This window comes from Paenibacillus sp. FSL R7-0210, from assembly GCF_038009085.1.
GTDB classification, from domain to species: Bacteria; Bacillota; Bacilli; order Paenibacillales; family Paenibacillaceae; genus Paenibacillus_AQ; species Paenibacillus_AQ silagei.
Window position 1 is genome coordinate 408,945 of record NZ_JBBPAR010000001.1, and the last position, 24,757, is coordinate 433,701.

At 53.0% G+C, this 24,757-nt stretch carries 27 protein-coding genes and 1 other annotated feature; all 27 genes read left to right on the top strand.

Translation table 11 applies throughout. The features are described 5' to 3' along the window. Position 1 precedes the first annotated feature (1 nt). A complete protein-coding gene (locus tag MKY64_RS01830) occupies positions 2 to 1,189 on the top strand; it encodes a glycosyltransferase (RefSeq protein WP_036725917.1) in 1,188 nt (395 codons plus the stop codon). A 76-nt stretch (positions 1,190 to 1,265) separates the two neighbouring features. Next, a complete protein-coding gene (locus tag MKY64_RS01835) occupies positions 1,266 to 2,621 on the top strand; it encodes an SPOR domain-containing protein (protein ID WP_051478056.1) in 1,356 nt (451 codons plus the stop codon). Between the two features lie 227 nt (positions 2,622 to 2,848). Continuing rightward, positions 2,849 to 3,094, top strand: coding sequence for a DUF4321 domain-containing protein (locus MKY64_RS01840; protein WP_036698966.1), 246 nt, complete (start codon positions 2,849 to 2,851; stop codon positions 3,092 to 3,094). 37 nt (positions 3,095 to 3,131) lie between these two features. After that, complete coding sequence (locus MKY64_RS01845; protein WP_036725915.1) at positions 3,132 to 3,734, top strand: Maf family protein; 603 nt, start codon at positions 3,132 to 3,134, stop codon at positions 3,732 to 3,734. Between the two features lie 26 nt (positions 3,735 to 3,760). Then, positions 3,761 to 4,450 (top strand): RadC family protein, encoded by a 690-nt coding sequence (gene radC, locus MKY64_RS01850; protein ID WP_036725914.1) that lies wholly within the window; start codon positions 3,761 to 3,763, stop codon positions 4,448 to 4,450. 39 nt (positions 4,451 to 4,489) lie between these two features. Further along, on the top strand, positions 4,490 to 5,524 hold the full coding sequence (locus MKY64_RS01855; protein ID WP_036725912.1) for a rod shape-determining protein: 1,035 nt from the start codon (positions 4,490 to 4,492) through the stop codon (positions 5,522 to 5,524). A gap of 67 nt (positions 5,525 to 5,591) precedes the next feature. Further along, positions 5,592 to 6,461, top strand: coding sequence for a rod shape-determining protein MreC (gene mreC / locus MKY64_RS01860; protein ID WP_235191892.1), 870 nt, complete (start codon positions 5,592 to 5,594; stop codon positions 6,459 to 6,461). Continuing rightward, complete coding sequence (mreD, locus tag MKY64_RS01865; protein ID WP_081751172.1) at positions 6,461 to 6,991, top strand: rod shape-determining protein MreD; 531 nt, start codon at positions 6,461 to 6,463, stop codon at positions 6,989 to 6,991. The genes mreC and mreD overlap by 1 nt, the downstream gene beginning before the upstream one ends. A gap of 81 nt (positions 6,992 to 7,072) precedes the next feature. Beyond that, on the top strand, positions 7,073 to 7,732 hold the full coding sequence (minC, locus tag MKY64_RS01870) for a septum site-determining protein MinC (protein WP_036698972.1): 660 nt from the start codon (positions 7,073 to 7,075) through the stop codon (positions 7,730 to 7,732). A 5-nt stretch (positions 7,733 to 7,737) separates the two neighbouring features. Continuing rightward, positions 7,738 to 8,532, top strand: coding sequence for a septum site-determining protein MinD (gene minD, locus MKY64_RS01875; protein WP_036725909.1), 795 nt, complete (start codon positions 7,738 to 7,740; stop codon positions 8,530 to 8,532). 166 nt (positions 8,533 to 8,698) lie between these two features. Next, positions 8,699 to 9,559 (top strand): M23 family metallopeptidase, encoded by an 861-nt coding sequence (locus MKY64_RS01880; protein ID WP_340950633.1) that lies wholly within the window; start codon positions 8,699 to 8,701, stop codon positions 9,557 to 9,559. Beyond that, the gene (locus MKY64_RS01885) at positions 9,552 to 10,394 is read left to right on the top strand and encodes a M50 family metallopeptidase (RefSeq protein WP_036725904.1); all 843 of its coding nucleotides are present in this window, start codon (positions 9,552 to 9,554) and stop codon (positions 10,392 to 10,394) included. The genes MKY64_RS01880 and MKY64_RS01885 overlap by 8 nt, the downstream gene beginning before the upstream one ends. A 34-nt stretch (positions 10,395 to 10,428) precedes the next feature. After that, positions 10,429 to 11,670 carry an Rne/Rng family ribonuclease gene (locus MKY64_RS01890; RefSeq protein WP_036725903.1) on the top strand — a complete coding sequence of 414 codons (1,242 nt, stop codon included), beginning with the start codon at positions 10,429 to 10,431 and terminating at the stop codon, positions 11,668 to 11,670. 101 nt (positions 11,671 to 11,771) lie between these two features. After that, positions 11,772 to 11,857, top strand: a sequence feature (ribosomal protein L21 leader region). Between the two features lie 14 nt (positions 11,858 to 11,871). Further along, positions 11,872 to 12,183 (top strand): 50S ribosomal protein L21, encoded by a 312-nt coding sequence (gene rplU / locus MKY64_RS01895; protein WP_036698983.1) that lies wholly within the window; start codon positions 11,872 to 11,874, stop codon positions 12,181 to 12,183. A 12-nt stretch (positions 12,184 to 12,195) separates the two neighbouring features. Continuing rightward, the gene (locus tag MKY64_RS01900; protein ID WP_036725900.1) at positions 12,196 to 12,531 is read left to right on the top strand and encodes a ribosomal-processing cysteine protease Prp; all 336 of its coding nucleotides are present in this window, start codon (positions 12,196 to 12,198) and stop codon (positions 12,529 to 12,531) included. Between the two features lie 17 nt (positions 12,532 to 12,548). Then, complete coding sequence (gene rpmA, locus MKY64_RS01905) at positions 12,549 to 12,860, top strand: 50S ribosomal protein L27 (protein ID WP_020429282.1); 312 nt, start codon at positions 12,549 to 12,551, stop codon at positions 12,858 to 12,860. 239 nt (positions 12,861 to 13,099) lie between these two features. Beyond that, positions 13,100 to 13,840 carry a Spo0B domain-containing protein gene (locus MKY64_RS01910; RefSeq protein ID WP_036725898.1) on the top strand — a complete coding sequence of 247 codons (741 nt, stop codon included), beginning with the start codon at positions 13,100 to 13,102 and terminating at the stop codon, positions 13,838 to 13,840. Positions 13,841 to 13,855: 15 nt separating this feature from the next. Next, the gene (gene obgE / locus MKY64_RS01915; RefSeq protein ID WP_036725896.1) at positions 13,856 to 15,163 is read left to right on the top strand and encodes a GTPase ObgE; all 1,308 of its coding nucleotides are present in this window, start codon (positions 13,856 to 13,858) and stop codon (positions 15,161 to 15,163) included. 213 nt (positions 15,164 to 15,376) lie between these two features. After that, positions 15,377 to 16,555, top strand: coding sequence for an SPFH domain-containing protein (locus MKY64_RS01920; RefSeq protein ID WP_340950639.1), 1,179 nt, complete (start codon positions 15,377 to 15,379; stop codon positions 16,553 to 16,555). Positions 16,556 to 16,560: 5 nt separating this feature from the next. Then, positions 16,561 to 17,307: a hypothetical protein gene (locus MKY64_RS01925; protein ID WP_340950641.1), complete on the top strand. Its 747-nt coding sequence runs from the start codon at positions 16,561 to 16,563 to the stop codon at positions 17,305 to 17,307. Positions 17,308 to 17,322: 15 nt separating this feature from the next. After that, positions 17,323 to 18,078 carry a hypothetical protein gene (locus tag MKY64_RS01930; protein WP_340950643.1) on the top strand — a complete coding sequence of 252 codons (756 nt, stop codon included), beginning with the start codon at positions 17,323 to 17,325 and terminating at the stop codon, positions 18,076 to 18,078. 147 nt (positions 18,079 to 18,225) lie between these two features. Further along, entirely contained in the window at positions 18,226 to 18,663 is a 438-nt protein-coding gene (locus MKY64_RS01935) for an ACT domain-containing protein (RefSeq protein ID WP_036698990.1), read from the top strand. Positions 18,664 to 18,671: 8 nt separating this feature from the next. Continuing rightward, positions 18,672 to 19,958: a homoserine dehydrogenase gene (locus MKY64_RS01940; RefSeq protein ID WP_036725890.1), complete on the top strand. Its 1,287-nt coding sequence runs from the start codon at positions 18,672 to 18,674 to the stop codon at positions 19,956 to 19,958. 64 nt (positions 19,959 to 20,022) lie between these two features. After that, positions 20,023 to 21,003, top strand: a complete 981-nt coding sequence (gene thrB, locus MKY64_RS01945; protein WP_340950646.1) for a homoserine kinase — start codon at positions 20,023 to 20,025, stop codon at positions 21,001 to 21,003. After that, a complete protein-coding gene (gene pheA, locus MKY64_RS01950; RefSeq protein ID WP_036725885.1) occupies positions 21,000 to 21,887 on the top strand; it encodes a prephenate dehydratase in 888 nt (295 codons plus the stop codon). The genes thrB and pheA overlap by 4 nt, the downstream gene beginning before the upstream one ends. Before the next feature lie 4 nt (positions 21,888 to 21,891). Further along, positions 21,892 to 22,773: a branched-chain-amino-acid transaminase gene (ilvE, locus tag MKY64_RS01955; RefSeq protein ID WP_209877020.1), complete on the top strand. Its 882-nt coding sequence runs from the start codon at positions 21,892 to 21,894 to the stop codon at positions 22,771 to 22,773. Between the two features lie 214 nt (positions 22,774 to 22,987). Further along, positions 22,988 to 24,532 carry a LysM peptidoglycan-binding domain-containing protein gene (locus MKY64_RS01960; protein WP_340950649.1) on the top strand — a complete coding sequence of 515 codons (1,545 nt, stop codon included), beginning with the start codon at positions 22,988 to 22,990 and terminating at the stop codon, positions 24,530 to 24,532. Positions 24,533 to 24,757 lie beyond the last annotated feature (225 nt).

Genomic DNA, 24,757 nt, shown 5'->3' on the forward strand with positions numbered 1-24,757 from the left:
CATGAGAGAGAGAATGCTGTTCCTTTCTGCCCGTAGTCACACACCGGGAGACCGGGAAGGAGACATCAGAACAGAGAATTTCCTTAATATGCTGCTGGAGCGGTTTGATATTGATCTGCTGGAGTATTGCTACCACCGCCGCGAGACGCAGATTCTGCGCAGTCCTGCCCTGACCGTGCATCAGGTGAAGCGGCCTGCGTCCACCCGCAGAAGCCTGCTGTTTCCGCTGAACAGGCTCCGCAAGGATGCCTCGATGATCGGCAATGACAAGTCGCTGCGGGCGGTAATAACCGAGATGTGCAGCCAGCATGCCTACAGCCATGTGTTTGTCTCATATGCCATGCTCGGCAATGGGCTGGATCTGGTCGCCTCGCTGCTTCCCGGGGCTGTTATCGTCACCGACGCCCGCCGTGCCGGTGGCATACGGGTGCAGAGCCGGGCGGCTGGCAAGCGGGGAATAAGTACAGGCTACCGCAAGCTGAATGATGCGCTGATCCGCCGCGAAGAGCGCCGGTTAATGAACAAGACCAGCCTGCTGCTGGCTGCTTCAGAAGATGAGGCGCTGTCCTTTAAGGCGCTATCCTTTGCCGATGCAGGCAAGGTGCATGTTGTTCCGCCGTACATTAATCTGAGTGCCCCCCCTTATGCGGCTGCCGGAGATACTGCCAAGGATAACTCCATCGTTCTGCACTGGAACATGTATTCTACTGACGGCAAGAATGCAGCGCTGCTGTTCTTCAAGAAGGTATATCCGCTGATTCGGGCGGCGGTGCCGGATATCCGCTGCTGCATTATTAGCAGAGAGGTGCACGCAGAGGTCGCAGCTGCCGTCCGGAATGACTCTTCTATTTTAATTATCAGTGAAGCTATACAGACAGCCGATTATATCCGCAGGGCCAGAGCTGTGGTTGCCTCATGCTGCGAGGACTGCGGCGCTCAAAGCAGCATTCTGGAGGCTTGGGCCCTCCGCACGCCTGTGGTCAGCAGCCTGAAGGGCTCGGAGGAGCTGCTCTGCGAGCCGGGACGGAATATCCTGCTGGCAGGAACAACGGCTGACACTGCCGATCATCTGATCAGGCTGCTGACCACGCCGGAGCTTGGCTCCATTATTGCAGATCAGGCCTACCGTACACTGAGCAGGCATTATGCAGCAGACGGCGTGAAGGCGAAGCTGCTTAGTCTGGTGTAAATATATTAAAATAGCATATCTCTCTCGCATCTTTCATATCTTTCAGTATAGAACTGAAGATCGCGAGGTGAGGGTATTGAATAACGGAAGAATGACATTCCGCTTCGACGGGAACCAGGGCAGACAGCGGACAGAGACGGCAGAGCGCCGGGCAGTGAACGAAACCGGTGTGGTTCTGGAGATTAAGGACACTGACAAGGTGCAGCGCGGGGAAATTAAGACATCCTCCTATTCCAAGGCCGATGAATATATTGTGGATCTGGAGAAGGTGGAGTTGCCCCGGCCTGTAGAGGCAGCTTACTTGAAGCCCCCGGGCTCCGGCCGCCGGAAACCGAAAACTCCTGAGGATAACTATGATTTGGGGCTGTATTCTGTTGTCCGTCCTGCTTCTGCAAGGCATCTATGGGAAGAGAGTGAAGATTCGGAGGATCACTCCTTCTATGGAGGGGCAGATGAAGAAGGTCTGCATTCAGCAGATGAGTACTACCCGCTGTATGAAGATAACCGTGAATCCGCTACAGACAGTCATGATCCATCCGGAGTTCAAGGGAATAGCTACGGCGGCTCTTATCATACCCGCCGTCCCTCGTATTGGTGGAAGTTCGCACTGTCCGTCGCTGGAGCGCTGGGAACGGGAATTCTGCTCGGATACGCAGCCCTGTCGTTCATCACAGGAGGGACGGGGGAGACTGCTAAAGCTCCCGGCAATGAAGCGGTTAAGACAGGGATTACTCAGGGGCAAAAGGCGGCAAACAGCGGTAACGCGGCAGACATTACGGGCGTGCCTCCTGAGCAGACGGGAGAAGCGGTGAGCACGCAGATTCCGGTTCAGGTTGCGCCGCAGAGCTATTATCTGCTGCAATATGGCGTCTTCAGTACACCGGCAGGAGCGGAGCAGGCCCGGCAGGAGCTGCTGACCGCCGGCCTTGCCGCAGGTCTTGACCCGGCAGACGGCAACCGTGTGTACGCCGGATTGTCTCCTGACCGTGAGCAGGCCAAGCTGCTCAGCAATGGCCTTAAGGGGCAGGGCATCGAGCTGTACGTGAGAGAAGTGGCCCTGCCAGCGGTGAACCAGGTCCGCTATACCGGAACGGCGGCGGCGGTGGACAGCTACTTCAAGCTTAGCAGCCAGCTGTTAAGCGAGCTCAGCAGCTTGTCTGCTTCCCTGCTTGGCGGGGGGGACAGCGGGAACGCTGGCGGAGCGGTAAGCGATCTCCATATGCAGTGGACCCAGGCAGTCAAGGCACTGGAGCCGGGCCTCACACCTGAAGGGCAGAGAATCGCTGACGGGCTGGAGAAATCCATGAGCCAGGGGATAGCCGCCCTGAACGAATACAATAAGAATAAGGCGGAGGGGCTGCTATGGGAGGTGCAGGAGGCCATGATGAGCTTCCTGACCGGCCAGAAAAGCCTGTTGTCCGCCATGAGCTGACAGCTGAGGCGTAATTAACCGCTGACTATAGGCTAAATAAATGATCCCCCGTACCAGGCGTTTGCCCGGCGGGGGATTGCTGTATTTCCAGACGTAATCCTGCGGTGTGATAAGTTCCGCAGGCTGCTTACGTGGTAAACATTCCCTGGATGGATTTTGAGTTTGTATTGCACTCCGTTTCACCGTATAATAATTAGGGTGTCAAAAAATGGCGAGGGAAGACTTGAATGAAGAAGAAAAATGTAGGAACACTGCTGTTATTTCTTATTCTGGGCTGGCTGGCCGGAGCCTGGATTGCCAAGCTGCTGGAACCTGTACAAGCTCTGTCTTTTCTTACAGCTTCGACTGTTCTCAAGTGGTCGCCGCAAGCCGATTTAGACATCATAACCTATGACATCACAATCCATTTGAAACTGTGCCTGCTCAGTCTTGCCGGGATTATTACAGCCGTGTGGCTGTACCGCAGGCTGTAGCCTTAGCTGGCAGCATCAAGAAGGGACGTTAATTACAGTGGAGCATGACAATTCGCGGCATATTATTCTGGCCTCAGGTTCGCCGCGGCGGCGTGAGCTGTTAGCCTCGCTTGGCCTGCCCTTTGAGGTGCTGTCCAGCGATGCTGATGAGAGTACGCCGCCTGAATGGAGCCCTGAAGCTATTGTACGGAATCTGGCGCTGCGTAAGGCAGAAGCTGTGATTCCTGTTGCAGGAGACCGGGATGCCGTTATTATCGGCAGCGATACGATCGTTGTGCTTGACGAAATGGTGCTCGGCAAGCCGGCGGACGAGCAGGACAGCGCCAGAATGCTGGGCATGCTGCAAGGCCGGACGCATCAGGTATACACCGGGGTGGCCTGCATCGGTTCCGCAGAGGGACGTACCCTGGTAGATCATAGGGTAACCTCTGTAACTATGAGAGCAATGAGCGAAGAGGAAATCTCCGCTTACATAGCGACCGGGGAGCCTGCCGACAAAGCCGGCTCTTACGCGATACAAGGACTGGGCGCCACCCTGGTGGAAGAAATTGAAGGCTGCTATTTTAACGTGGTCGGTCTGCCGCTGTCACTGCTGAGCGGTATGTTGTCCGGGTTTGGCATTTCGGTGCTGAAACGGTAAGGGTAGCCGAAGAAAGAAGGTTAGGGATGGAGTCGCAATCATTTATGCTGCGTGACCTCCCCCATGAAGAACGACCACGAGAGCGCATGATGCATTATGGGGCGGAATCATTAAGTCAAGCGGAGCTTCTGGCTATCCTGCTGCGCACAGGTGCGCACCGTGAATCAGCCCTTCTTATCGCCCAGCGGCTCTTGAGCCATGCAGGCGGTCTCCGCGGACTGGCGGATCTGAGCATTGAAGAATTGACAACAATTAACGGCATCGGCCCTGCCAAGGCCGTGCAACTCAAAGCAGGCATAGAGCTGGGAAGACGTATGGCGAATTCCCGGCTTACTGAACCGGTCATTATCCGCAGTCCCCAGGACGCGGCGGAGATTCTGACTGAGCAGCTGCGTTATTTGCAGAAGGAGCATTTTATCTGTCTGTTCCTGAATACGAAGAATCATGTTATTGCGCAGGAAACATTGTCCATGGGTAGCCTTAATGCCTCCATTGTGCATCCCCGCGAGGTGTTCCGGGCAGCCATGAAATGCAGCAGCGCAGCAATTATATGCGCACATAATCATCCGAGCGGTGATCCTACACCAAGCCCTGAAGACATCTCACTGACTTCCAGGCTGATGCAGGCAGGCGAGATTGTCGGCATTGATGTGCTGGATCATCTGGTGATCGGAGACAGCAGCTACGTAAGTTTGAAAGAGAAAGGCTACATGTAATACAATTGTCTAGATTCACATGGAAAAGGAGCATACAAGATGTTAGGTGGTTTTACGAAAGACTTAGGAATTGACTTGGGGACAGCGAATACGCTTGTCTACGTGCGCGGTAAAGGAATTGTTGTCAGAGAGCCGTCCGTGGTTGCTATTAATACCGATACTAAGACGATAGAAGCAGTAGGGGAATCCGCCAAAAAAATGATCGGACGCACACCGGGCAACATCCGTGCCATCCGTCCAATGAAGGACGGGGTCATCGCTGATTTCGATACTACAGCAACTATGATCAAATATTTCATCCGCCAGGCCCAGAAGCAGCGCTCGATGTTCCAGCGCCATCCGAATGTCATGGTGTGTGTGCCATCCGGAATTACTGCCGTTGAACAGCGTGCGGTAGAGGATGCTACGAAGCAGGCCGGAGCGCGGGAAGCTTACATTATCGAGGAGCCTTTTGCTGCTGCCATCGGTGCAGATCTTCCTGTATGGGAGCCAACCGGAAGTATGGTTGTAGATATCGGCGGCGGAACTACCGAGGTGGCAGTAATCTCACTCGGCGGTATTGTTACCAGCCGTTCTGTACGTGTGGCAGGGGATGATGCAGATGAGTCTATCATCCAATACATCAAGCGCCAGTATAACCTTATGATCGGTGAACGCACCTCCGAGCAGCTCAAGATGGATGTGGGCTCTGCCCTGCCGCTTGAGAAGGCTGAGACGATGGAGATCCGCGGACGCGATCTGGTAACCGGTCTGCCGAAGACGCTGACCATTACCTCCGATGAAATCTGTGAAGCTCTGTCCGATACTGTGAATGCAATTGTTGAAGCCGTGAAGGTTACGCTGGAGAAATGTCCGCCGGAGCTGGCTGCCGATATTATGGACCGCGGCATTGTGCTTACAGGCGGCGGCGCACTTCTGCGCAACCTGGACAAGCTGCTGGCGCGTGAGACCGGAATGCCGGTGATTGTGGCCGAGAATCCGCTGGACTGTGTTGCAATCGGCACAGGCAAGGCGCTGGAGAATATCCACTTGTTCAAGAGCCGCAGCAGTTCGGGCCTCCGCTCCAAACGCTAGGATCATGCGGACTGTGAACGTCAACCCCTGAGGTTGGAGAAATACGGTTATTAGAGGGTGCTCGAGATTGTTCAAGCTGTTTAACAATAAACGACTGTTTATATTGCTGATTACGCTGGTTACGTTTATCGTTCTGATGGGCTTCAGCCTGGGGCAGAGGAAGACCCTGTCCTGGCCGGAGAACTTCCTCAGAGATACGACCGGATTCGTGCAGAAATTGTTCTACAAGCCCGCTGGATACGTAGCGGGCTTCTTCCAAGATATCGGGACTCTGAATGAGCTGGCCGAAGAGAACAAGCAGCTTAAGATTCTGGCTGCGCAGTACGCCCGGGATAAGGCGCAGTTGAATTTTATTAAAGCTGAGAATGAGCGCTACCAAAAGGATCTTAAATTTACGGAAGCCCAAAAAAACATGTATAAATATGAATATCTGATTGCCAATGTTGTCAGTGTAACGACAGAGCCAAGCAATAATACACTTGTCATTGATCTTGGGGAGAAGGATGGCATCCGGCTGAATATGTCTGTAACTTCTATCGAGGGCCTTGTAGGGGTCATCAGTAATGTGAGTAAATTCACCTCTACCGTGAAGCTCATGACAATGATGGATGGCAAGGACCCCAACTCACAGCCTCCTATATCGGCAACTGCTGTGAACAAGGAAGGCAAGACCTTTGGGATGGTTGAGAGCTACGACCAGCAGACCGGAATGCTGCTGATGAACAAAATCCCTGTAGGCGATCCGATTGCCAAGGGTGATATGATTATTTCCTCAGGCGGAGGGGGGATGTATCCCCGTGGAATGCCTATCGGCAAGGTGGAAGAAGTCAAGGTAGGACAGTACGGGTTCACCTCTACAGCGATTATCAAGCCGGCGGCAGAATTCCAGGACTGGAAGGAACTCTTCGTTGTCTATACGGAGGAGCGTGTAGAATAGTGAGGATGCGCAGACCTGTCCTGATACTTTTGTTATTCTTTTTATTTGTTCTGGAAGGCACAGTGCTTCCCTGGCTGATTCCTGACGGCTGGCAGATGCGGATTATTCCTAATCTCGTCTTCATCGTCATTCTGTTCGTAACGGTATACCATCACCGGCATACGGCACTTATTCTGGGCTTGTCGTTCGGCATGCTGCATGATGTAGTCTTCTATGGCCGCATACTGGGTGCTCATTCCTTCGCTATGGGTTTATCTGCGTACCTGATCGGGCTGATATTCCAGATTCCCCGTGCTCCGCTGCCGCTCATGATGACAGTGGTGCTACTGGGCAGCCTGCTAGAGGACAGTATTCTTTTTGCTATCTATAATGTGTTTAATCTAAGCCAGGAGCCATATAATTGGGCACTCTTGCATCATATGCTGCCTACCATGCTCATTCATTTTGCTGCAGGCCTGCTTCTCTACGTTCCGCTCCGGCGCCAGCTGGAGCTGCTGAAGAAAGAGACTATCGATGAGGAGGCTGCCTAAGCTGCAGCAGCATTTTCTTATCACCCAAAGAAGGAGTTTGCCCGGCCCGGCACGAATGAATGAGGATAGGGGGACAGGCATATGACAGTTAAATCCAAGCACGTAAGGATTAAGGGCATCAAGGATGGCCTGGTATTCCTGCTAGACGACAAGTGTCCCTTTGAAGATCTCTTAAGTGAGCTTCGCTACAAGCTGGAGCACAGCCATCAAAATATTCTGACCGGCCCGATTGTGCATGTGGATATTAAGCTGGGCAACCGTGCTGTTACTGAAGAAGATAAAGAGGCGGTACTGGAGATCCTCAAGAGTCAGGGGAATCTGTTAATCCGTTCGGTTGAAGCTATTGAAGATCCTGAAGAGAAGGATACGGAAGCCTTGTTCATGATGAGCGGAATGCTCCGCTCGGGCCAGGTGCTGCATCATGAGGGCAATCTGCTGTTCCTCGGGGATGTGAATCCGGGAGGGACCATTACCTGTTCAGGGGATATCTATATTCTTGGAGCACTCAAAGGGATGGCACACGCCGGAATCAACGGTAATCAGGAGGCCATTATTGCCGCTTCGCTGCTCGCGCCTACCCAGCTCCGGATTGCTGAGATTATCAGCAGGCCTCCGGATGAATGGGGAACCCGGGAGAGCAGCATGGAATTTGCCTACTTATCAGGCGGTGCTATGCAAATCGACAAAATTCATAATATAGTGAAGTTACGTCAGGATTTAAATGTGTTTAAAGGGGTGTAGCCTCCATGGGAGAAGCGATTGTCGTAACCTCGGGCAAAGGCGGAGTTGGCAAGACAACCACAACAGCCAACATTGGTACCGCACTCGCCTTGCAGGGCAAAAAAGTATGTCTGGTGGATACCGACATTGGACTGCGGAATCTGGATGTTGTCATGGGGCTGGAAAACCGGATCATCTATGATCTGGTCGATGTGGCGGAAGGCCGCTGCCGGCTGAATCAGGCGCTGGTCAAGGACAAGCGCTTTGATGAGCTGTACATGCTGCCCGCAGCCCAGACCAAGGACAAGACAGCCGTTACACCGGAGCAGGTTAGGGATATCATTCTTGAGCTTAAGAAGGAGTACGAATATGTTCTGATCGATTGTCCGGCGGGAATTGAGCACGGCTTCCGCAATGCAATTGCCGGTGCTGACAAAGCAATTGTAGTTACCACTCCGGAGCATGCTGCGGTGCGGGATGCGGACCGGATTATCGGTCTCCTGGAGCAGTCATCGGTAGAATCTCCGAAGCTGGTGGTCAACCGGATTCGTCAGGGCTTGATCAAGTCCGGGGATATGCTTGATATCGAGGATATTCTGCAGGTGCTTAATATTGATCTGATCGGGATTGTACCCGATGATGAACAGGTCATCCGGGCGGCGAACAACGGGGAGCCTACCGTGATGAACCCGGACTCCTTAGCAGCGATCGCCTACCGTAATATTGCCCGGCGTATTCTTGGCGATGCGGTGCCGCTGATGCAGCTTGACCAGAAGACGGGCGCCTTTAAGAAGCTCAAGAAATTTTTTGGAATGGGCTGAATCCCGGCCACGCACTTATACACGGCTATCTTCTGTTAAGAGCCCGCTGCTGAGACATCAGCAGCGGGTTTATTTTTGTTGTGCAGTAACTTGGACAGGGCTTGTTCTAAAGCGGCTTCCGCCACTCATAAAATGGAAGTAAAACAAGCCCGCCGGAGGGATCATTATGGAATACCCGAGAGAGTCCAAGAACCGCCGCAAGAAGCGTATACAGAATCTGCTGGAGGAGAAGCCGGCAGCCGGAGCAGCACCAGAGCGGTTCCGGCTGTCTGACAGCCCTCCCTCCTTCAGAGAATGGGGGGCTGGGGACAGGAATGAATTGGCCTCTTCCCCTGAGCCTGACCCCGAGACGGTGTGGAAGCAGCAGCGTAACCACTGGGAAGAGGAAGACGGGAGGGGACCGGGGCAGGGCTTCCGTGCTGGTCTGCTGCGGCGGACGGTGGCCAGTCTTCTGGTCTTCGGCGCTGTATGGGGCATTTTTGCCGTGCAGGAGCCCTGGGCCGTGAAGGCACAGTACTTTATTACAGACATCCTTAGCAATGATATGGATTTTGCAGCAGCACAGGTGTGGTACGAGGAACATTTCAATGGAGCCCCGTCCTTTATTCCGATTTTCGGAGATGAACAGGTACCGGCGGAGAAGGTGACAGCCGCCCATGAGCTTAGCGCTCCGCTTGCGGGAAGTATTGTGCGTCCTTTTGCCACTTCGCTTAATGGCATTGAAATTATCCCGGCAGACGATTCAAGTGCCAGTGTCACGGTGAAAAGTGTAGATACGGGCCGTGTGCTGGCCGTTTCAAAGGAAGCCCGGGGAGGCATCCGTATTACGGTCCGCCATACCGGGGAGATCACGGCAGAATACGGTCATTTGAGCGGGACACGGCTCGCGGTGGATGACTGGGTACAGAGCGGAGACGAAATAGGCTGGATTCAGGGGACGGAGGATGCCCGGGTCCCGTTGCTGTTTTTTGCAGTTATGAAAGACAAGACTTATATTGATCCGGCCGAAGTGGTATCGTTTGATTAGGGTCTGCGGCATTGAATTATCACTGCATCCGCTCTTTGTGCTGATTCTCATGGTATCCGTGCTTACCGGACAGTTCCTGGAGCTGCTAACCTTGTTCCTGATCGTATTCATTCATGAGCTTGGACATGTATGTGCGGCGCTGCTGGCCGGAATTAACGTGAGATCGGTGGAGCTGCTGCCATTCGGCGGCGTTGCGGTTATAGAGGATCATGGGCGGCTTACGGCTGTCCGTGAGATCGGGATTGCCCTGGCCGGTCCGCTGCAGAACGGAATTATGATTCTGATGGCACTGGCGCTTAAGCAGGTGGAGTATGGAAATATCGCCTATCTGGATTATTTTATCGGAGCCAACGCCATGATCGCTCTGTTCAATCTGCTGCCGGTGCTTCCGCTGGACGGTGGCAAAATCCTTCAGGCAGCCCTGAGTCTGCTGCTTCCGTATTATTACACGCTGCTGTGGACCGGCAGAGTCAGTATTGCGGCCAGCCTGCTTGTGATAGGGTACGCCCTGCTTCCGCTTGGGAACGGGGACGGCCTCCGCCTTAACCTGCTGATGATCGGAGCGTTTCTGCTCTATTCTAATTGGACGGACCAGCGTAATTTGCCGTACCGGTTTGTTGGTTTTTTGATGAACCGTGAGCGGATTTATGAGCGGTATCTAGTGGCGGAGAACATTGCCCGCCCAATAGTTGCCTCGCTCGCGAAACCTTTGGATGAGATATTGCGTCTATTTAAACGTAACCATTATCATTATATCTATGTGATGAACAACGACAGGGATATCGTAGCCGTTGTGCCGGAGCAGCGTCTGATTGCTTCGTATTTCGGAAAGTAACAAGCGAGTAACGATTCAAACCAGAGGTGAAGCCATGAAACAAATGATCGTTCACTGTACACAGCATATTACCCGCATGGCACTTCTGGAGAACGGGAGGCTGGTGGAATATGCGGCTGAACGCGATCAGCAGCAAGGTCTGGTCGGGAGTTATTATAAAGGCCGGGTAATGAATGTGCTGCCTGGTATGCAGGCGGCCTTTGTAGATATCGGACAGAAAAAGAATGCGTTCCTATACGTAGATGATGTATTGCATCCCCATCTGGACAAGCAGCCGGCCGTCAAGCCTTCGATTGAGATGCTGCTGCAGCCCGGTCAGGAGATTGTCGTCCAGGTGAGAAAAGAACCGCGGGGCGGCAAGGGCGCGCGGGTAACCACGCATTATACACTGCCCGGACGCTGGATGGTGTACATGCCCTTTGCCGAATATGTCGGGGTCTCCAAGAAAATAAGCCGGGAATCGGAGCGCAGCCGGCTCAAAGGTATCGGCGAGCGGCTGCGCCAGGGTGAGGAAGGACTTATTATGCGCACCGTCTCCGAGGACGAGCCGCTGGATGCCGTGGAGGGAGATCTGGCTTTTCTGCGGGCGCAGTGGGAAATGATTACCCGGCGTTCCAAGGAAGTGGAGGCACCCGCTCTGCTGCACTGCGATCTGAGTATCGTCCAGCGGTTCATCCGGGATGCCTTCAATCCGCAGCGTGATGAGCTGCTGATTGATTCGGCCAAGGCGGTGAAGGAAGCGGAAGCCTTCCTGACGGATATGGCTCCTGAAGGGTACAAGCCTGTGGGATTCTACAGGGGGCAGGAGTCCATTTTCTCTGCTTACGGGGTGACGGATCAGCTTCATAAGAGCTTCAGCCGTAAAATCATCCTCGAAGGCGGGGCTACGCTCATCTGGGATGAGACAGAGGCCTTGACTGTGATTGACGTCAACACAGCGCAGTATACTGGCGGGACGAACCTTGAGGATACGGTAACGCGGACCAACCTGCTGGCTGCGGAGGAGATCGGGCGGCTTGTCCGGCTCCGGGATACGGGCGGTATTATTATTGTTGATTTCATTGATATGGAGCGGGAAGAGCACCGCAGGCAGGTGACGGACAAGCTGGAGAGCATTATCAGCCGGGACCGGACCAAGACGCATATTCTCGGCTGGACCCATCTCGGTCTGCTGGAGATGACCCGTAAGAAGGCCAGACATGATTCCGCCGGATTTGCCCCGGTGATCTGCCAGTGCTGCGGCGGTACAGGCAAGGTTGGGACATGGCTGGAGTAGGGAAGAGATGGTCAGGTTGTATATGTTTTGTAAGGAGATATTGACTAGGGATCATATGTATGATAATATCTTCAAGTATGTGTTTGGTTGTTCCATTCCTGCACATGCTGTAACCGCTCCGATCGGGTAGATGAAGCGTAATTCCTCCGGGGATTGCCACCTTGACTAGGCGAGTCTGAGACATGAGGAGGTGCAAGTACAATGTATGCAATTATCGAAACTGGCGGTAAACAATACAAAGTCCAAGAGGGCGATGTTTTGTTCATTGAGAAGCTGGAAGCTGAAGACGGCGCAAGCGTAACGTTTGACCGTGTCTTGGCTGTTTCTAACGAAGGTGGTTTGACTGCAGGAACTCCGCTGGTAAGCGGCGCGTCTGTAACAGCCAAAGTCGAGAAGCATGGTAAGGGTCATAAGGTTGTAGTTTACAAATACAAACCTAAGAAGAACTACCACAAGAAACAAGGCCATCGTCAACCGTACACCAAAGTAACTATCGAGAAGATTCAAGCGTAAGAAGGTGCGTTAATGATTAACGTGCGGATTACACGGGCTTCTGCTCAAGGTGTCATTGTCGGTTTTGCCGTCAAGGGGCATGCGGAATACGCAAGGAATGGCAAGGATATCGTCTGCGCGGGTGTTTCGACGGTTACCGTTGGAACTGTGAATGCGATTGAAAGCCTGACCGGAGTTGTTCTGGATACTTCGATGAAGGATGGATTCTTAAGCGGAACCCTGGTTCCCGTGAATGATCCCGAAGTCTCCGCCAAGGTACAGCTCTTGCTGGAATCCATGGTGCTGATGCTCAAGGATATTGCTAAATCCTACAGGAAATATATTCAGATACAGGAAGTCATCATTTGAAGAAGGAGGTTGACAACATGTTGAAATTGGATCTTCAATTATTCGCATCGAAAAAAGGTGTTGGTTCCACAAAGAACGGACGTGATTCCCATTCTAAGCGTCTTGGCGTGAAACGGGCTGACGGTCAAGCAGTAACCGGCGGCAACATCTTGGTTCGTCAACGCGGAACCAAAATCCACCCGGGCACGAACGTGGGCATCGGTAAAGATGACACACTGTTCGCACTTGTGGACGGCGTAGTGAAGTTCGAACGTTGGGGACGCGACCGCAAAAAAGTGAGCGTGTATCCGGTGGATGTCGCTCCGGTAGCAGCGGCACTGGAAGCGTAAGCTTACGGAACCTATGAAGATGAGAAGCCTCCGGCATCAGTGCCGGGGGCTTTTTTTGAAATTGTTTCGGGGTCCCGCAAAGTACCTGAGTAAGCATCGAAGCTTAAGCCTCACTTTGTGGTGGGATTCTGGTGATTGCGGAGAAAGCCTGTGTTATACTGGGAAATGGTGAATATGAAGCAAGATAAGCAGTGCTTACATTGGAATCAATTTTGCGAACCAAGGGACGGGGAGAAAGAATGAAATCCTGGAAAAGTAAGGTCTGGGCAGTCATGTTATCCGCAGTGTTTCCTTTAGGTCTCGTGTATTGGCAAACCTCCCTTTTCACATGCCTGCTGCTCGGAGTCTGGGTAGCGGCAGTGCTTGCATTCAGCTTTGTTTACAACCGGCGTCAATATGAAGAGGAACTGCGTATACAGGAGAATACTCTGCAGCAGGCGGCAAACCGGACACTGAATCATCATCGTCATGACTGGATGAATGATCTGCAGGTGCTTTACGGATATATCCAGCTGGGCAAGCCTGATAAATCCGTACAATGTGTGGAAAGAATAAAGGAGCGTATTGCGCTGGACAGCCGTATTGCCAAATTGGGAGTACCTTCCCTGGTGTTCTATCTGCAATCCTTCCGTACGTTCAGAAGCAGTCTGGAGCTGGACATACAGGTAGAGGAAGGGCTCCAGCTGGAGGACAAGCTGAGTCCAGAGGCAGGAGCTGAGCTGACTTCGGTAGTTATGCAGACGGTTAGAGCGTACCAGTACAGCGGAATAACACAGCATGGAGACACGCGGAAGCTTGAGCTCAGCTTTTCACAGGAGGGAAGAGACATTCTGATCTCTTTCAAAGGTGAGGGAGAGCAAGACAATCCCGAACTGCTTCAGGGGCAAATTTATAATATAGTACAAGGAAAAATCATGAAGGCGGAGCAGGTTCAGCCTGCCAAGGGTAATGTGGAACTGCGGTTACCGCTGGAGATGTAAGGAAGGTGAACATTTATGTTCGTAGATAAGGCTAAGGTTTATGTAAAAGGCGGAGACGGCGGAGATGGTCTCGTAGCATTTCGCCGGGAGAAGTATGTGCCGGATGGCGGTCCTGCCGGCGGGGATGGCGGCCGCGGGGGAGATGTGATCTTCCGCGTGGATGAAGGCTTACGGACCTTGATGGATTTCCGTTATCAGCGGCACTTCAAGGCTGATAAGGGAATTAAGGGGCGCAACAAGAGCCAGCACGGGGCCAATGCCGATCATATGATCGTGCGGATTCCACCGGGAACCGTGTTGATTGATGATGATACCCAGGAGATCCTTGCCGATTTAACCCGTCATGGACAACAGGTTGTAGTGGCCCGCGGCGGCCGGGGCGGCCGGGGGAATACCCGGTTTGCGACGGCGAACAATACGGCGCCGGAGCTGGCTGAGAACGGGGAAGAGGGTCAGGAGCGTTACATCGTAATGGAGCTTAAGGTCATGGCGGACGTAGGCCTTGTAGGCTTCCCTAGCGTGGGCAAATCTACGCTGCTGTCGGTCGTATCCGCTGCCCAGCCGAAGATCGGAGCGTACCACTTTACCACTATTACTCCCAACCTGGGTGTAGTTGATGTCGGAGACGGCCGCAGCTTTGTGATGGCGGATCTGCCTGGACTGATTGAAGGCGCGAGTGAAGGGGTGGGGCTTGGACATGAGTTCCTGCGCCACGTTGAACGGACGCGTATCATCATTCATGTCGTGGATATGTCCGGCTCGGAAGGCCGCGATCCTTTTGAAGACTGGGTACTGATTAACGATGAGCTGAAGCAGTACAATGCGGCGCTGATTGACCGTCCGCAGATCGTGGCGGCGAACAAGATGGATATGCCTGATTCCGAGGAGAACCTGGCTTCCTTCCGTGAGCGTGTCGCGGAGCTTCGCCCGGACCTTGAGATTATGCCGATCTCTTCACTGACCCGTCAGGGCGTTCAGGAGCTGCTCTACCGTGCTACAGATATTCTTGACAGTATTCCTGTGGCTCCGGTGGTGGAAGAAGTGGCCGGCAAAGAGCGCAAGGTGTATAAGCTGGAAGCGGAAGAGGATAACTCATTCACGATTACCCGTGACAACGAGGCCTTTGTAGTCAATAGTCCACGGATTGAGCGGATGATTAAGAGAATGCAGCTAAGCACACATGATGCGATTCTTAGGCTGGCCCGTACTTTGCGTCACATGGGTGTGGATGCCGAGCTGCGCAGACGCGGCGCTGTGGAAGGTACGATCGTGCGCATTGCTGATTTTGAATTCGAATTTGTCGAGAACAGCAGCTACTATTAATAGAGAAGCAAGGTTACCGGCTGTATCTTCCGAGAGGGGGATGCGGCCTTTTTTTATTGCATAACAGGTGGCAAAGCTATTTTTGCTAATAAAGTTTTCTTTATAAATCTGGATTAATTTACTACAATAATTATATAAGCGACGTTATGTTGAATCCAAAGGGTGTAATCTGCGTATATCATACATACCTGTCAGGAAAGAGGGAATGGACAGATGGCAATTATTGAAGTAGTCAAATATGACGGGCCTCCGGGTGTCTTCGCCTGGAAGTATCCGAATCAGGAGCTGGGGACCTGGACACAGCTGATTGTGAATGAATCCCAGGAAGCGATTCTGTTCAAGGGTGGAGAGGCGCTGGATTCCTTCACAGCCGGACGCCATACCTTAAGCACAGCGAATATTCCGATTCTGTCGAATGTGGTGAACCTGCCGTTCGGCGGCAAGTCTCCGTTCACCGCAGAGATATGGTTTGTGAACAAGCTGAACTCCATGAATGTGAAGTGGGGGACCAGTGCACCGCTGCAGCTGCAGGACCCTAAGTACAAGATCATGGTAGCGGTCCGGGCCTTCGGTCAGTTTGGCGTGCGGATCGAAGATCCCCGCAAATTCCTGCTGAAGCTGGTAGGGACGCTGCCGGTCTTCGATCAGGATACGATGATTAATTATTTCCGCGGTCTGCTGATGTCTAATATTAACGAACTTATTTCTTCTTATCTGGTGCACAAAAAAATCAGCATCCTGGAGATCAACGCCTACGTGGTTGAAATCTCCAAGCATATTCAGGGGCGCTTGTCCTCCTCGTTCCTGGACAGCGGTATTGAACTTAATAATTTCTATATTGATTCGATCAATATTCCCGATGATGATCCGGCAACCCAGCGTCTCAAGGAAGCCTTGGCCAAAAAAGCGGAGATGGACATTATCGGCTTCACCTACCAGCAGGAACGAAGCTTCGATGCTATGGAGGAGGCAGCAGGCAATCCGGGCAATGCAGGCGTGGGCATGATGAATGCGGGGCTGGGGCTCGGCATGGGCTTTGGGCTGGCTGGGCCTGCCGCTGAGATAGCTACCCGGATGACCCGTAGCATGTCTCTGGACGGCAGTACGGGCAGCCAGCCGGCACCTCCTGCTGCTTCTAAATCCTGCTCGGACTGCGGAACCCTTAATCCGGCATATGCACGCTTCTGTACCGGCTGCGGCCGCAGTCTGCAATCCCCGCCGGCGGTGGAGGATAAGGTATGCCATAGCTGCGGTAAGGCGGTCATCCCAGGTGCCAAATTCTGTCCGCATTGTGGAGAGGGCCTGATCCTGAAGTGTACGGGCTGCGGGCATGAGCTGAAGCTCGGACAGAAATTCTGTCCAGAGTGCGGTACCAGAGCGGCTAACGGGTGAGCGGGATGCAGAGGCAGAGGTCATATACGGGTCTTGTTACTGGCATTTATGTTGCTGTTCTGGCAGTTACTGCAGGTACCTTCTTCACGTTTGGATTCTCGGAATCGCTGCTGCGCTTCGTAGTGACTCTGCTTGCTGTAGGTATGGCAGAGACTGTGGGTTATGTATATTGCATGCTCTGGCTGCGCCGTGCTGCTGAAGCGGGCCGGACTTCACCGGTATTCATAAGCGGAGCTGTAATTATAGTATTCTATCTGGCTGCGGTACTTGCTTCGGCTATTCTGCTGGACTGGCTTCTGGAGCTGAGTCCGCTCTGGTATGCGGGAGAGCAGCTGCTGATCCTGATTGTAGCTTCCGTCGTACTTGTGGCTACAGGGGGATATGGGCGGAATGCCGCATCCGGGGAGCGCAGAGCTGCGGACGCTTCGCGGAGTCTGCGTACTCACATGCAGGAGCTGCAGGAGATCAGAGGGATTGCCGGCACCTGGAAGCATTCTGAGGCAAGCAGGCTGGTAGAACTGATTGATTCTCTGGAGGAGAAATTCCGCTACAGTGACCCGGTATCGAGACCGGGATTGTATGCCACGGAAGACATCATTAGGCAGCAGATCTCTCTGCTGCATGACCATGTGGCGCTGCTGCTTGTCCTGAAGGAGCTGCCGGCCCGCTGGGACACGGAGACAGAGGAATTAACGGAGAGTATTGCCGGCACGCTCCAGCGGCGTAATCTGGAGCTGGCGGCGCTTAAATAGGAGGAATAGACAGCAATGGGGATAGGGAATGAGCTGGGGGGACTGTTGCCGGGCCGGGAAGGACAGCCCTCTGATAGTCTGCCTAAGTATGAGCGGACCACTTATGATGTTGTAACTATCGGCGCCGGATATTTGTTTATGCCGTTGGGACTTTCGCTTGCGCTGGTACGCATGCTGAGCACCCATTATAAAAATTACCGCAAGCCCGTCAATTATAGTCTGTTATTCCATGTATTTGTGGGCGGCTTCGTGCAGTTGATGGGAATTGTCGTCAATTCCATCTTCAGTGAAGTCGCCGTTGATACTGGTACGTTAATTGGAATGTTAATTATGTTCTCATTGATAACGCTTCTGCCTGCGGCCGTATTTGCCAGAAGCGCGGCCAAAGCCAGATTCCGCTTCTCGCAGCTCGCCAATCAGTATGTACATCTGATCACGGTGGAGAGAGTCCGCTATACCGGGAATCTGGCGGACCGTACCGGGCAAAGTGAAGGGGATGTGAATAGAGACCTTCTCTATCTGCAGAAGTACGGGGTGCTGGACTCCGGGCTTCTCTTCCATGAGGGAGCGGATGCAGCGCCGCAGGCCCGGGCGGGGCAGGCAGCAGCATCGCCCTTCACGCCGCCTGCAGGGCAGCCGTCCTATCAGCAGCCGAGAGCGCAGCAGCTTCCGAAATCTGTGCGCTGTCCCGGCTGCGGGGCACAGAATACGGTAGCTCCGGGCCAGTCTACCAGCTGTGATTATTGCGGGACGACCATTGCCTACAGCTGACCGGGTTCTGCAGGTGAAGGCTGTTCCTCCTAGCTGATAGGGGGACAGCCTTTTCCTCATGTTTGCAGAAAGTTATTGCAATAAAAGCCTTCAATCCCGTATAATGTCCACTATGTACATACAAAAGTCTTTGGGGTGAGGACGTTCGTGAAAGAACGCTATTATTTGGTCCGGGAGGACATTTTGCCCGATGCGGTGCTGAAGACCATGCAGGTCAAGCAGCTGCTGGAAGCAGGAGATGCCAAAACCGTACACGAGGGCGTGGAACAGGTCGGGCTTAGCCGCAGTGCTTTTTATAAATACAAAGATGGGATACACTTAATTCATCAGCTGGAGCGCGAGCGCATTGTGACGATCTCGATTGATCTGGAGCACGAGTCGGGCATGTTGTCCAAGGTGCTCGGTTCGGTGGCTGTTCACGGGGCGAATGTGCTGACAATCCATCAGAGTATCCCGCTGCAAGGACGGGCGAACGTGGTGATCTCTGTCGAGATCTCCCATCTGAATGAAGAGCTGGGCGACTTGCTGGACAGTCTCAAGGCAATTCCCGGTGTGAAGCGTGCGTTAATTATTGGTCAGGGGTGAGAATACGAATGAAGCCGGTTAAAGTAGGTCTGCTGGGTCTGGGTACTGTGGGTACGGGCGTTGTCCGTATTGTGGAAGGAAATCAGGAGGATTTGAGCAGCCAGGTCGGCTCGCCGATCCTGATTGAACGGATTGCCGTGAAGAATACGGAGAAGCCGCGTGATATCGAAGTGGACCCGTCCAAGATTACCGATGATCCATGGGCCGTTATCCGCGACCCGGAGATTGATGTCATTGTTGAGGTCATGGGCGGGGTCGCAGGGACGAAGGAGTACATTCTGGAGGCACTGGAGCGCGGCAAGCATATCGTAACAGCCAATAAGGACCTGATGGCCCTGCACGGCTCGGAGATTCTGGCCAAGGCACAGGAGAAGCAGTGCGATGTGTTCTATGAAGCAAGTGTGGCGGGAGGCATACCGATTATCCGCACGCTGATCGAAGGATTTTCCTCGGATAAGATTATGAAGATTATGGGGATTGTGAACGGGACAACCAACTACATCCTCAGCAAAATGAGCCAGGAAGGCGCATCTTATCTCGACGCACTGCAGGAAGCGCAGGAGCTGGGCTATGCCGAGTCTGATCCGACGTCCGATGTGGAGGGACTGGATGCAGCCCGCAAGATGGCCATTCTGGGCACGCTGGGCTTCCGGACCAATGTAGAGCTGAGCGATGTCAGTGTAAGCGGGATTTCCGGCGTCAGCAAGGAGGATATGGCTTTTGCCAAACGGCTGGGGTACGAGATGAAGCTGCTCGGGATTGCAGAACGCCAGGATGAAGAATTCAGTATTAGCGTCCAGCCTACAATGATCCGTACGAACCACCCGATTGCCTCCGTGAACGGCGTCTTTAATGCGGTATATGTATATGGTGAGGCTGTAGGGGAGACGATGTTCTACGGTGCGGGGGCAGGGGCGATGCCTACGGCAACCTCGATTGTGGCGGATCTGGTAGCGGTCATCAAGAACCTGAAGCTGGGGGTCAACGGGCTTAAGCAGATTGTGCCGTACAAGCAGAAGAAGCTGAAGAGCGACGAGGATATTTATTACAAGAACTTCCTGCTGCTTCATGTCGATGACAAGGCGGGTGTACTGGCGAAGATTACCCAGGTGTTTGCCGAATATGATGTCAGTCTGGATTCCGTTGTGCAGCAGGCCAATCCTAATAATCCTGATGCCGAAATTATCATTGTCACACATAACGCCAGCAGAGCGAGTATGAACAAAGTGCTGCGCCATCTGGAGCAACTGAATGTCATTCACCGCATCAAAAGTCATTACCGTGTAGAAGGCTAACTATCGCAGGTGTCCATGGAATACAGGGCTTGCGCGCAAATATAATGAAGGAGATTTACCCGCCATGAGTATTTACGGAAGGTCTAGAGTGAAGGTCCCTGCGAGCACGGCCAACCTCGGTCCGGGCTTCGATACGCTGGGCATGGCTTTGTCGCTGTATGCCTGGATTGAAATGGAGGAAGCCGATGAAACGGTGTTTCATCTGTATGGAGATGAGATGGCCGGTCTTCCCCGGGACAAAAGCAATCTGCTCTACAAGGTTGCGCAAATGGTATTTGCAGAGGCCGGGGTCCAGGTTCCGGAGTTGTCCATCTCCATGTATTCGGAAATCCCGCTCACCCGCGGGCTGGGCAGCAGTGCTTCGGCCATTATTGGCGCGCTGGCTGCGGCGAATGCTATGATAGGTTCACCGCTGAGTCAGGCGAAGCTGTTCGATATGGCTACAGCGATCGAGAAGCATCCCGATAATGTCGGAGCGTCGCTCTTCGGGGGAATTATTACGGCCGTATGGGACGGCGAGCATGCCGATTACATCCGGATTGAGCCGCCGCAGGAGCTGGAATTCCTGGTGGTCATTCCTGAATTCGAGCTGGAGACCGTCAAGGCCAGAGAGGCGCTGCCTGCGGAGGTTACGCTCGGCGATGCTGTTCATAATATCAGCCGTACCTCGCTGCTCACCGCAGCGTTAGCCGCAGGCCGGCTGGACCTGATTGGCACAGCGATGCAGGACCGGCTGCATCAGCCCTACCGTGCACCGCTGGTGCCTGGGATGGAGAAGCTGCTGGCGGAAGCGCCCGGCCATGGTGCGCTGGGCATTGCGCTTAGCGGTGCAGGCCCGACATTGCTGTGCATGGTGGACCGCAAGGAGGCGCGGAAGCAGGAGCTGGAGCTGTTTTTGACAGAGACTATGCAGGAGAACGGGATTTCTGCCCGTACCGTATGGCTGTCCCCATGCACCACAGGTGTCACGGCAGAGCTGCTTGAAAGAAACGGGATGCAAAACGAATCATTTTTGGATATGATAAAAGGAGAATTACAGTCATGAAATCGATAGCGTTATTGCCTCAGGGCTCCGTCTCGCATGAAGCGCTGCTGCATTTATTTGGCGGTAACCCTGCTCATCTGGAGCATCATAAGCTCATATCCGATGTCTTTCTGTCCACGGCTGGCGGAGTCACCGATTACAGCGTCATTCCGATTGAGAACACGATAGAAGGCTCGGTCAGCCTGCATATCGACTGGCTCATTAATGAAGTGAACCTGCCGATGCAGGCGGAGTGGATTTTCCCGTCGATACAGAATCTGATCAGCTGTCCGCAGGAATTCACGAAGGAGAACGGGGACAAGGATTATACCAAGATTGTCAAGATCCTGTCCCATCCGGTGGCTATGGCGCAATGCACGCAGTTCATCCGTAAGGCTATGCCCTGGGCTGAGCTGGAGTCTGTGGGAAGCACCTCTGAAGCGGTGGAGATTGTGAAGGGCAATCCCGGTAAAGGCTGGGCTGCCATCGGTACCGCGCTTGGAGCCGCTACGCACGGGCTGGAGGTTGTGGAACGCCAGATTACAGACCATAATAACAATTACACACGGTTCGTGCTGGTTGGTCCGCAGAAGCTGGAGCTTCCGCAGAAGAGCAGTGGAGACAAGACGAGTATTCTTGTTACGCTGCCCGAGGATTTCCCTGGTGCACTGCATCAGGTGCTGGCTGCTTTTGCCTGGCGTAAGCTGAACTTGTCCCGTATTGAATCACGGCCGACGAAGAAGAAGCTGGGTACTTATTATTTCTATATTGATGTGCTGGAACCGATAGAATCGGTACTGCTCCCGGGTGCGATTGAAGAGATCAAAGCCTTGGGCTGTCAGGTACGGATTCTGGGGTCCTATCCCACATACACCTATGAGGAAGAGAAAGCGGAGGTGCAGTAAGTTCATGGCTGAGCAATGGATCTATCTGGATGGACAACATGTAACGAAGGACAAGGCAATGGTGTCCGTATTCGATCACGGTTTTTTATATGGAGACGGAATTTTTGAAGGTATCCGTATTTATAACGGCAACATCTTCAAGTGCAAGGAGCATCTGGACAGGCTGTATGATTCGGCGAAGTCGATTATGCTGGACATTCCGCTGGCCTATGATGAGATGCTGGAGGCCATGGCCGAGACAATCCGCCTGAACGAAATGCGGGACGGCTACATCCGGCTGATCGTATCACGCGGTCCCGGCAACCTGGGTCTTGATCCGCGCCGCTGCCCCAAAGCAAGTGTGATCATCATTGTTGAGCAACTCGCGATCTACCCGGAACAGGCTTATCTGAACGGACTTCGTGCCGTTTCGGTGTCCCAGCGCCGCAATATCCCGGATGCGCTGAATCCGAAGATCAAATCGTTGAACTATCTCAACAATATTCTGGTGAAGATTCAGTCGAATCTGGCGGAAGCCGATGAAGCGATCATGATGAACGCTCAAGGGTATGTAACCGAAGGCTCCGGCGATAATATCTTCATTATCAAAAGAGGGGTAGTCTATACACCGCCTTGTTACCTGGGTGCCCTGGAGGGGATCACCCGTCTGGCGATCATTGAGCTGTGTGAGAAGCTGGGACTGCCGCTGAAGGAAGAGCCGTTCACCATGCATGATGTCTATATTGCCGATGAAGTCTTCTTCACCGGAACAGCGGCTGAAGTTATTGCTGCCCGTGAGATCGACGGCAGAGTCATTGGTTCCGGCCAGGCCGGGCCGATTACCCTGCAATTGCTGGAAGAATTCCGCAATGTGGTTGATAAAGACGGATATAAGGTTTGGGAATAGTACAGAAATTTCGCGTGAGCGAATAGAGAAAAATCCTTTCATGCCAAGCATGGAAGGATTTTTTTTGCATATAGGGATGTCATTCGCCCATGGGCTGCATAAGATGTAGTAACGAAGGAGGCGGCTGTACCGCAACTACCGAATCTGGAGGGCTATCATCCCTGAACCGGGGTGCAGTGCCGATCAATAGATACTTTTAGGAGGTAAATGCTGCGTGAAAATACACATTGTTAAGCAAGGTGATTCGCTGTTCGCGTTATCACAGAAGTATGGAGTGCCGCTGCAAAAAATAATCGAGGCCAATCCGCAAATCACCAATCCAGATGTGCTTGCTGTAGGAGACAAGGTTAAGATCCCGGCTGCGCCCGTAGCTCTGCCTGTTCCGGACAACAACGATATCTACTATAAGCATACAGTCAAGCAAGGCGATACCTTATGGAAGCTCTCCAAGGCTTGGGGAGTTACACTCAAGGATATGATTGATGCCAACCCGCAGCTTAAGAACCCTAATGCACTGATGACGGGTGAAGTCGTGAATATCCCTAAGAAAGTCAGTACCTCTCCAATCCAGGCCCAATCCATCGATCCGGTAAAAGCTAATACGACCCCAATTCAGGCTCAGTCCACCGCTCCGGCAGTGGTCGATAAAACGGCGATTGGCGGTAAAACCTACACTGGTGTCATCGAAAAGCCGGCTCCCGCACCTGCGCCAGTTCCTGCACCTGCTGCAGAAGCAGTCCCTATCCCGTTGGCGGTTCCTGCACCTAACCCTGCACCTAACAAAGCGCCGGAAGTCAAGCCGGTTCAGGAAGCCGTCTATGAGAAACAAAGCTTGTATGTGCAAATCTCTGTTCCCGCACAGGAAGAGAAAACCAAAGAAGTGCATCATAAGTCAGAGGTTCAGCCTGCCGCCTGGGATGAGGGTAAAACCTCGCCCTGGGGAAAGAGCGATGGCTATCCCGGCCTTAGCGAGAATCCGTATTTTATGAATTATGCACCCGTGTATCCCGTATATGAGCCAATGGCCAATATGAATATGAACAATATGAATATGAACAATATGAATAACGCTCCAAGTTATGTTCAGCCTGCAGCGTTTATGCCGGAATGCCCGCCGTTCTATGCTCAGCCGGTTAATCCTTGTCCGCCTGGACAATACCCCGGAGCATGGTATCCTAATGCAGAACCGGATTATAACAATGTGAATATGTCAGCAGTCAGCCCTGTCAGTGACAATGCTGCGTTTGCTCCGCAGTACCAGAGTGAGCAGGTTAATCTTCCGTGGCCTTCCTGCGGATGCGGCGCAATGTCGATTCAGCCCTATCCTTATGAGCAGCCGATGTATAACGGGTATCCGGTGTACGGCATGCCGCAGATGGGGATGGTTTCTCCTTATGCTGGAGGAATGAATGCCATGCCTAACGCGGTGTCACCGATGTATGAACAGCCTATGGTATCGAATATTCCGCCATATCCGGCTTATCCGGGCATGGAGAATTTCGCCCACAACCGCGTACCCGAGATTCAGATTCCTGAGCCTGTAGTGGAGGAAGCGGAGGAGGTGCCGGATAAGGGGCGCACTGAGGCCACAACAGCAAAGGATACAAAACCAGGGAAATCCAAACCGGCAGCGGCAAAAGCGAAAACCTCCAGCCAGAACTCTGCCGCCAAGGATAAGGCCCACTCCAAGCCGCGTTCGAGCTCAAGCGGACGTTCAAGTACAGATAAGAAGAATCAGACTCCTTGGATTCCCAATTAAGAGGATAGTCCCTAAGAGGAGAGTTGCACATGCAGGTCCTGCTAGATATGAGGGCCGGCATGTGCTTTTGGGGCATGGTTATACAGGTACAGAGGCTTGTATAGGATATCTATGAAAGTCTATAGTACTATCTCGAAAATAGTAGAAATTAAGGGTTGTTAGCAGGGATATATAATGTTATATTATATATCCAATCGCAAGGCGGGTGCCTTGCACAAGGTTGGA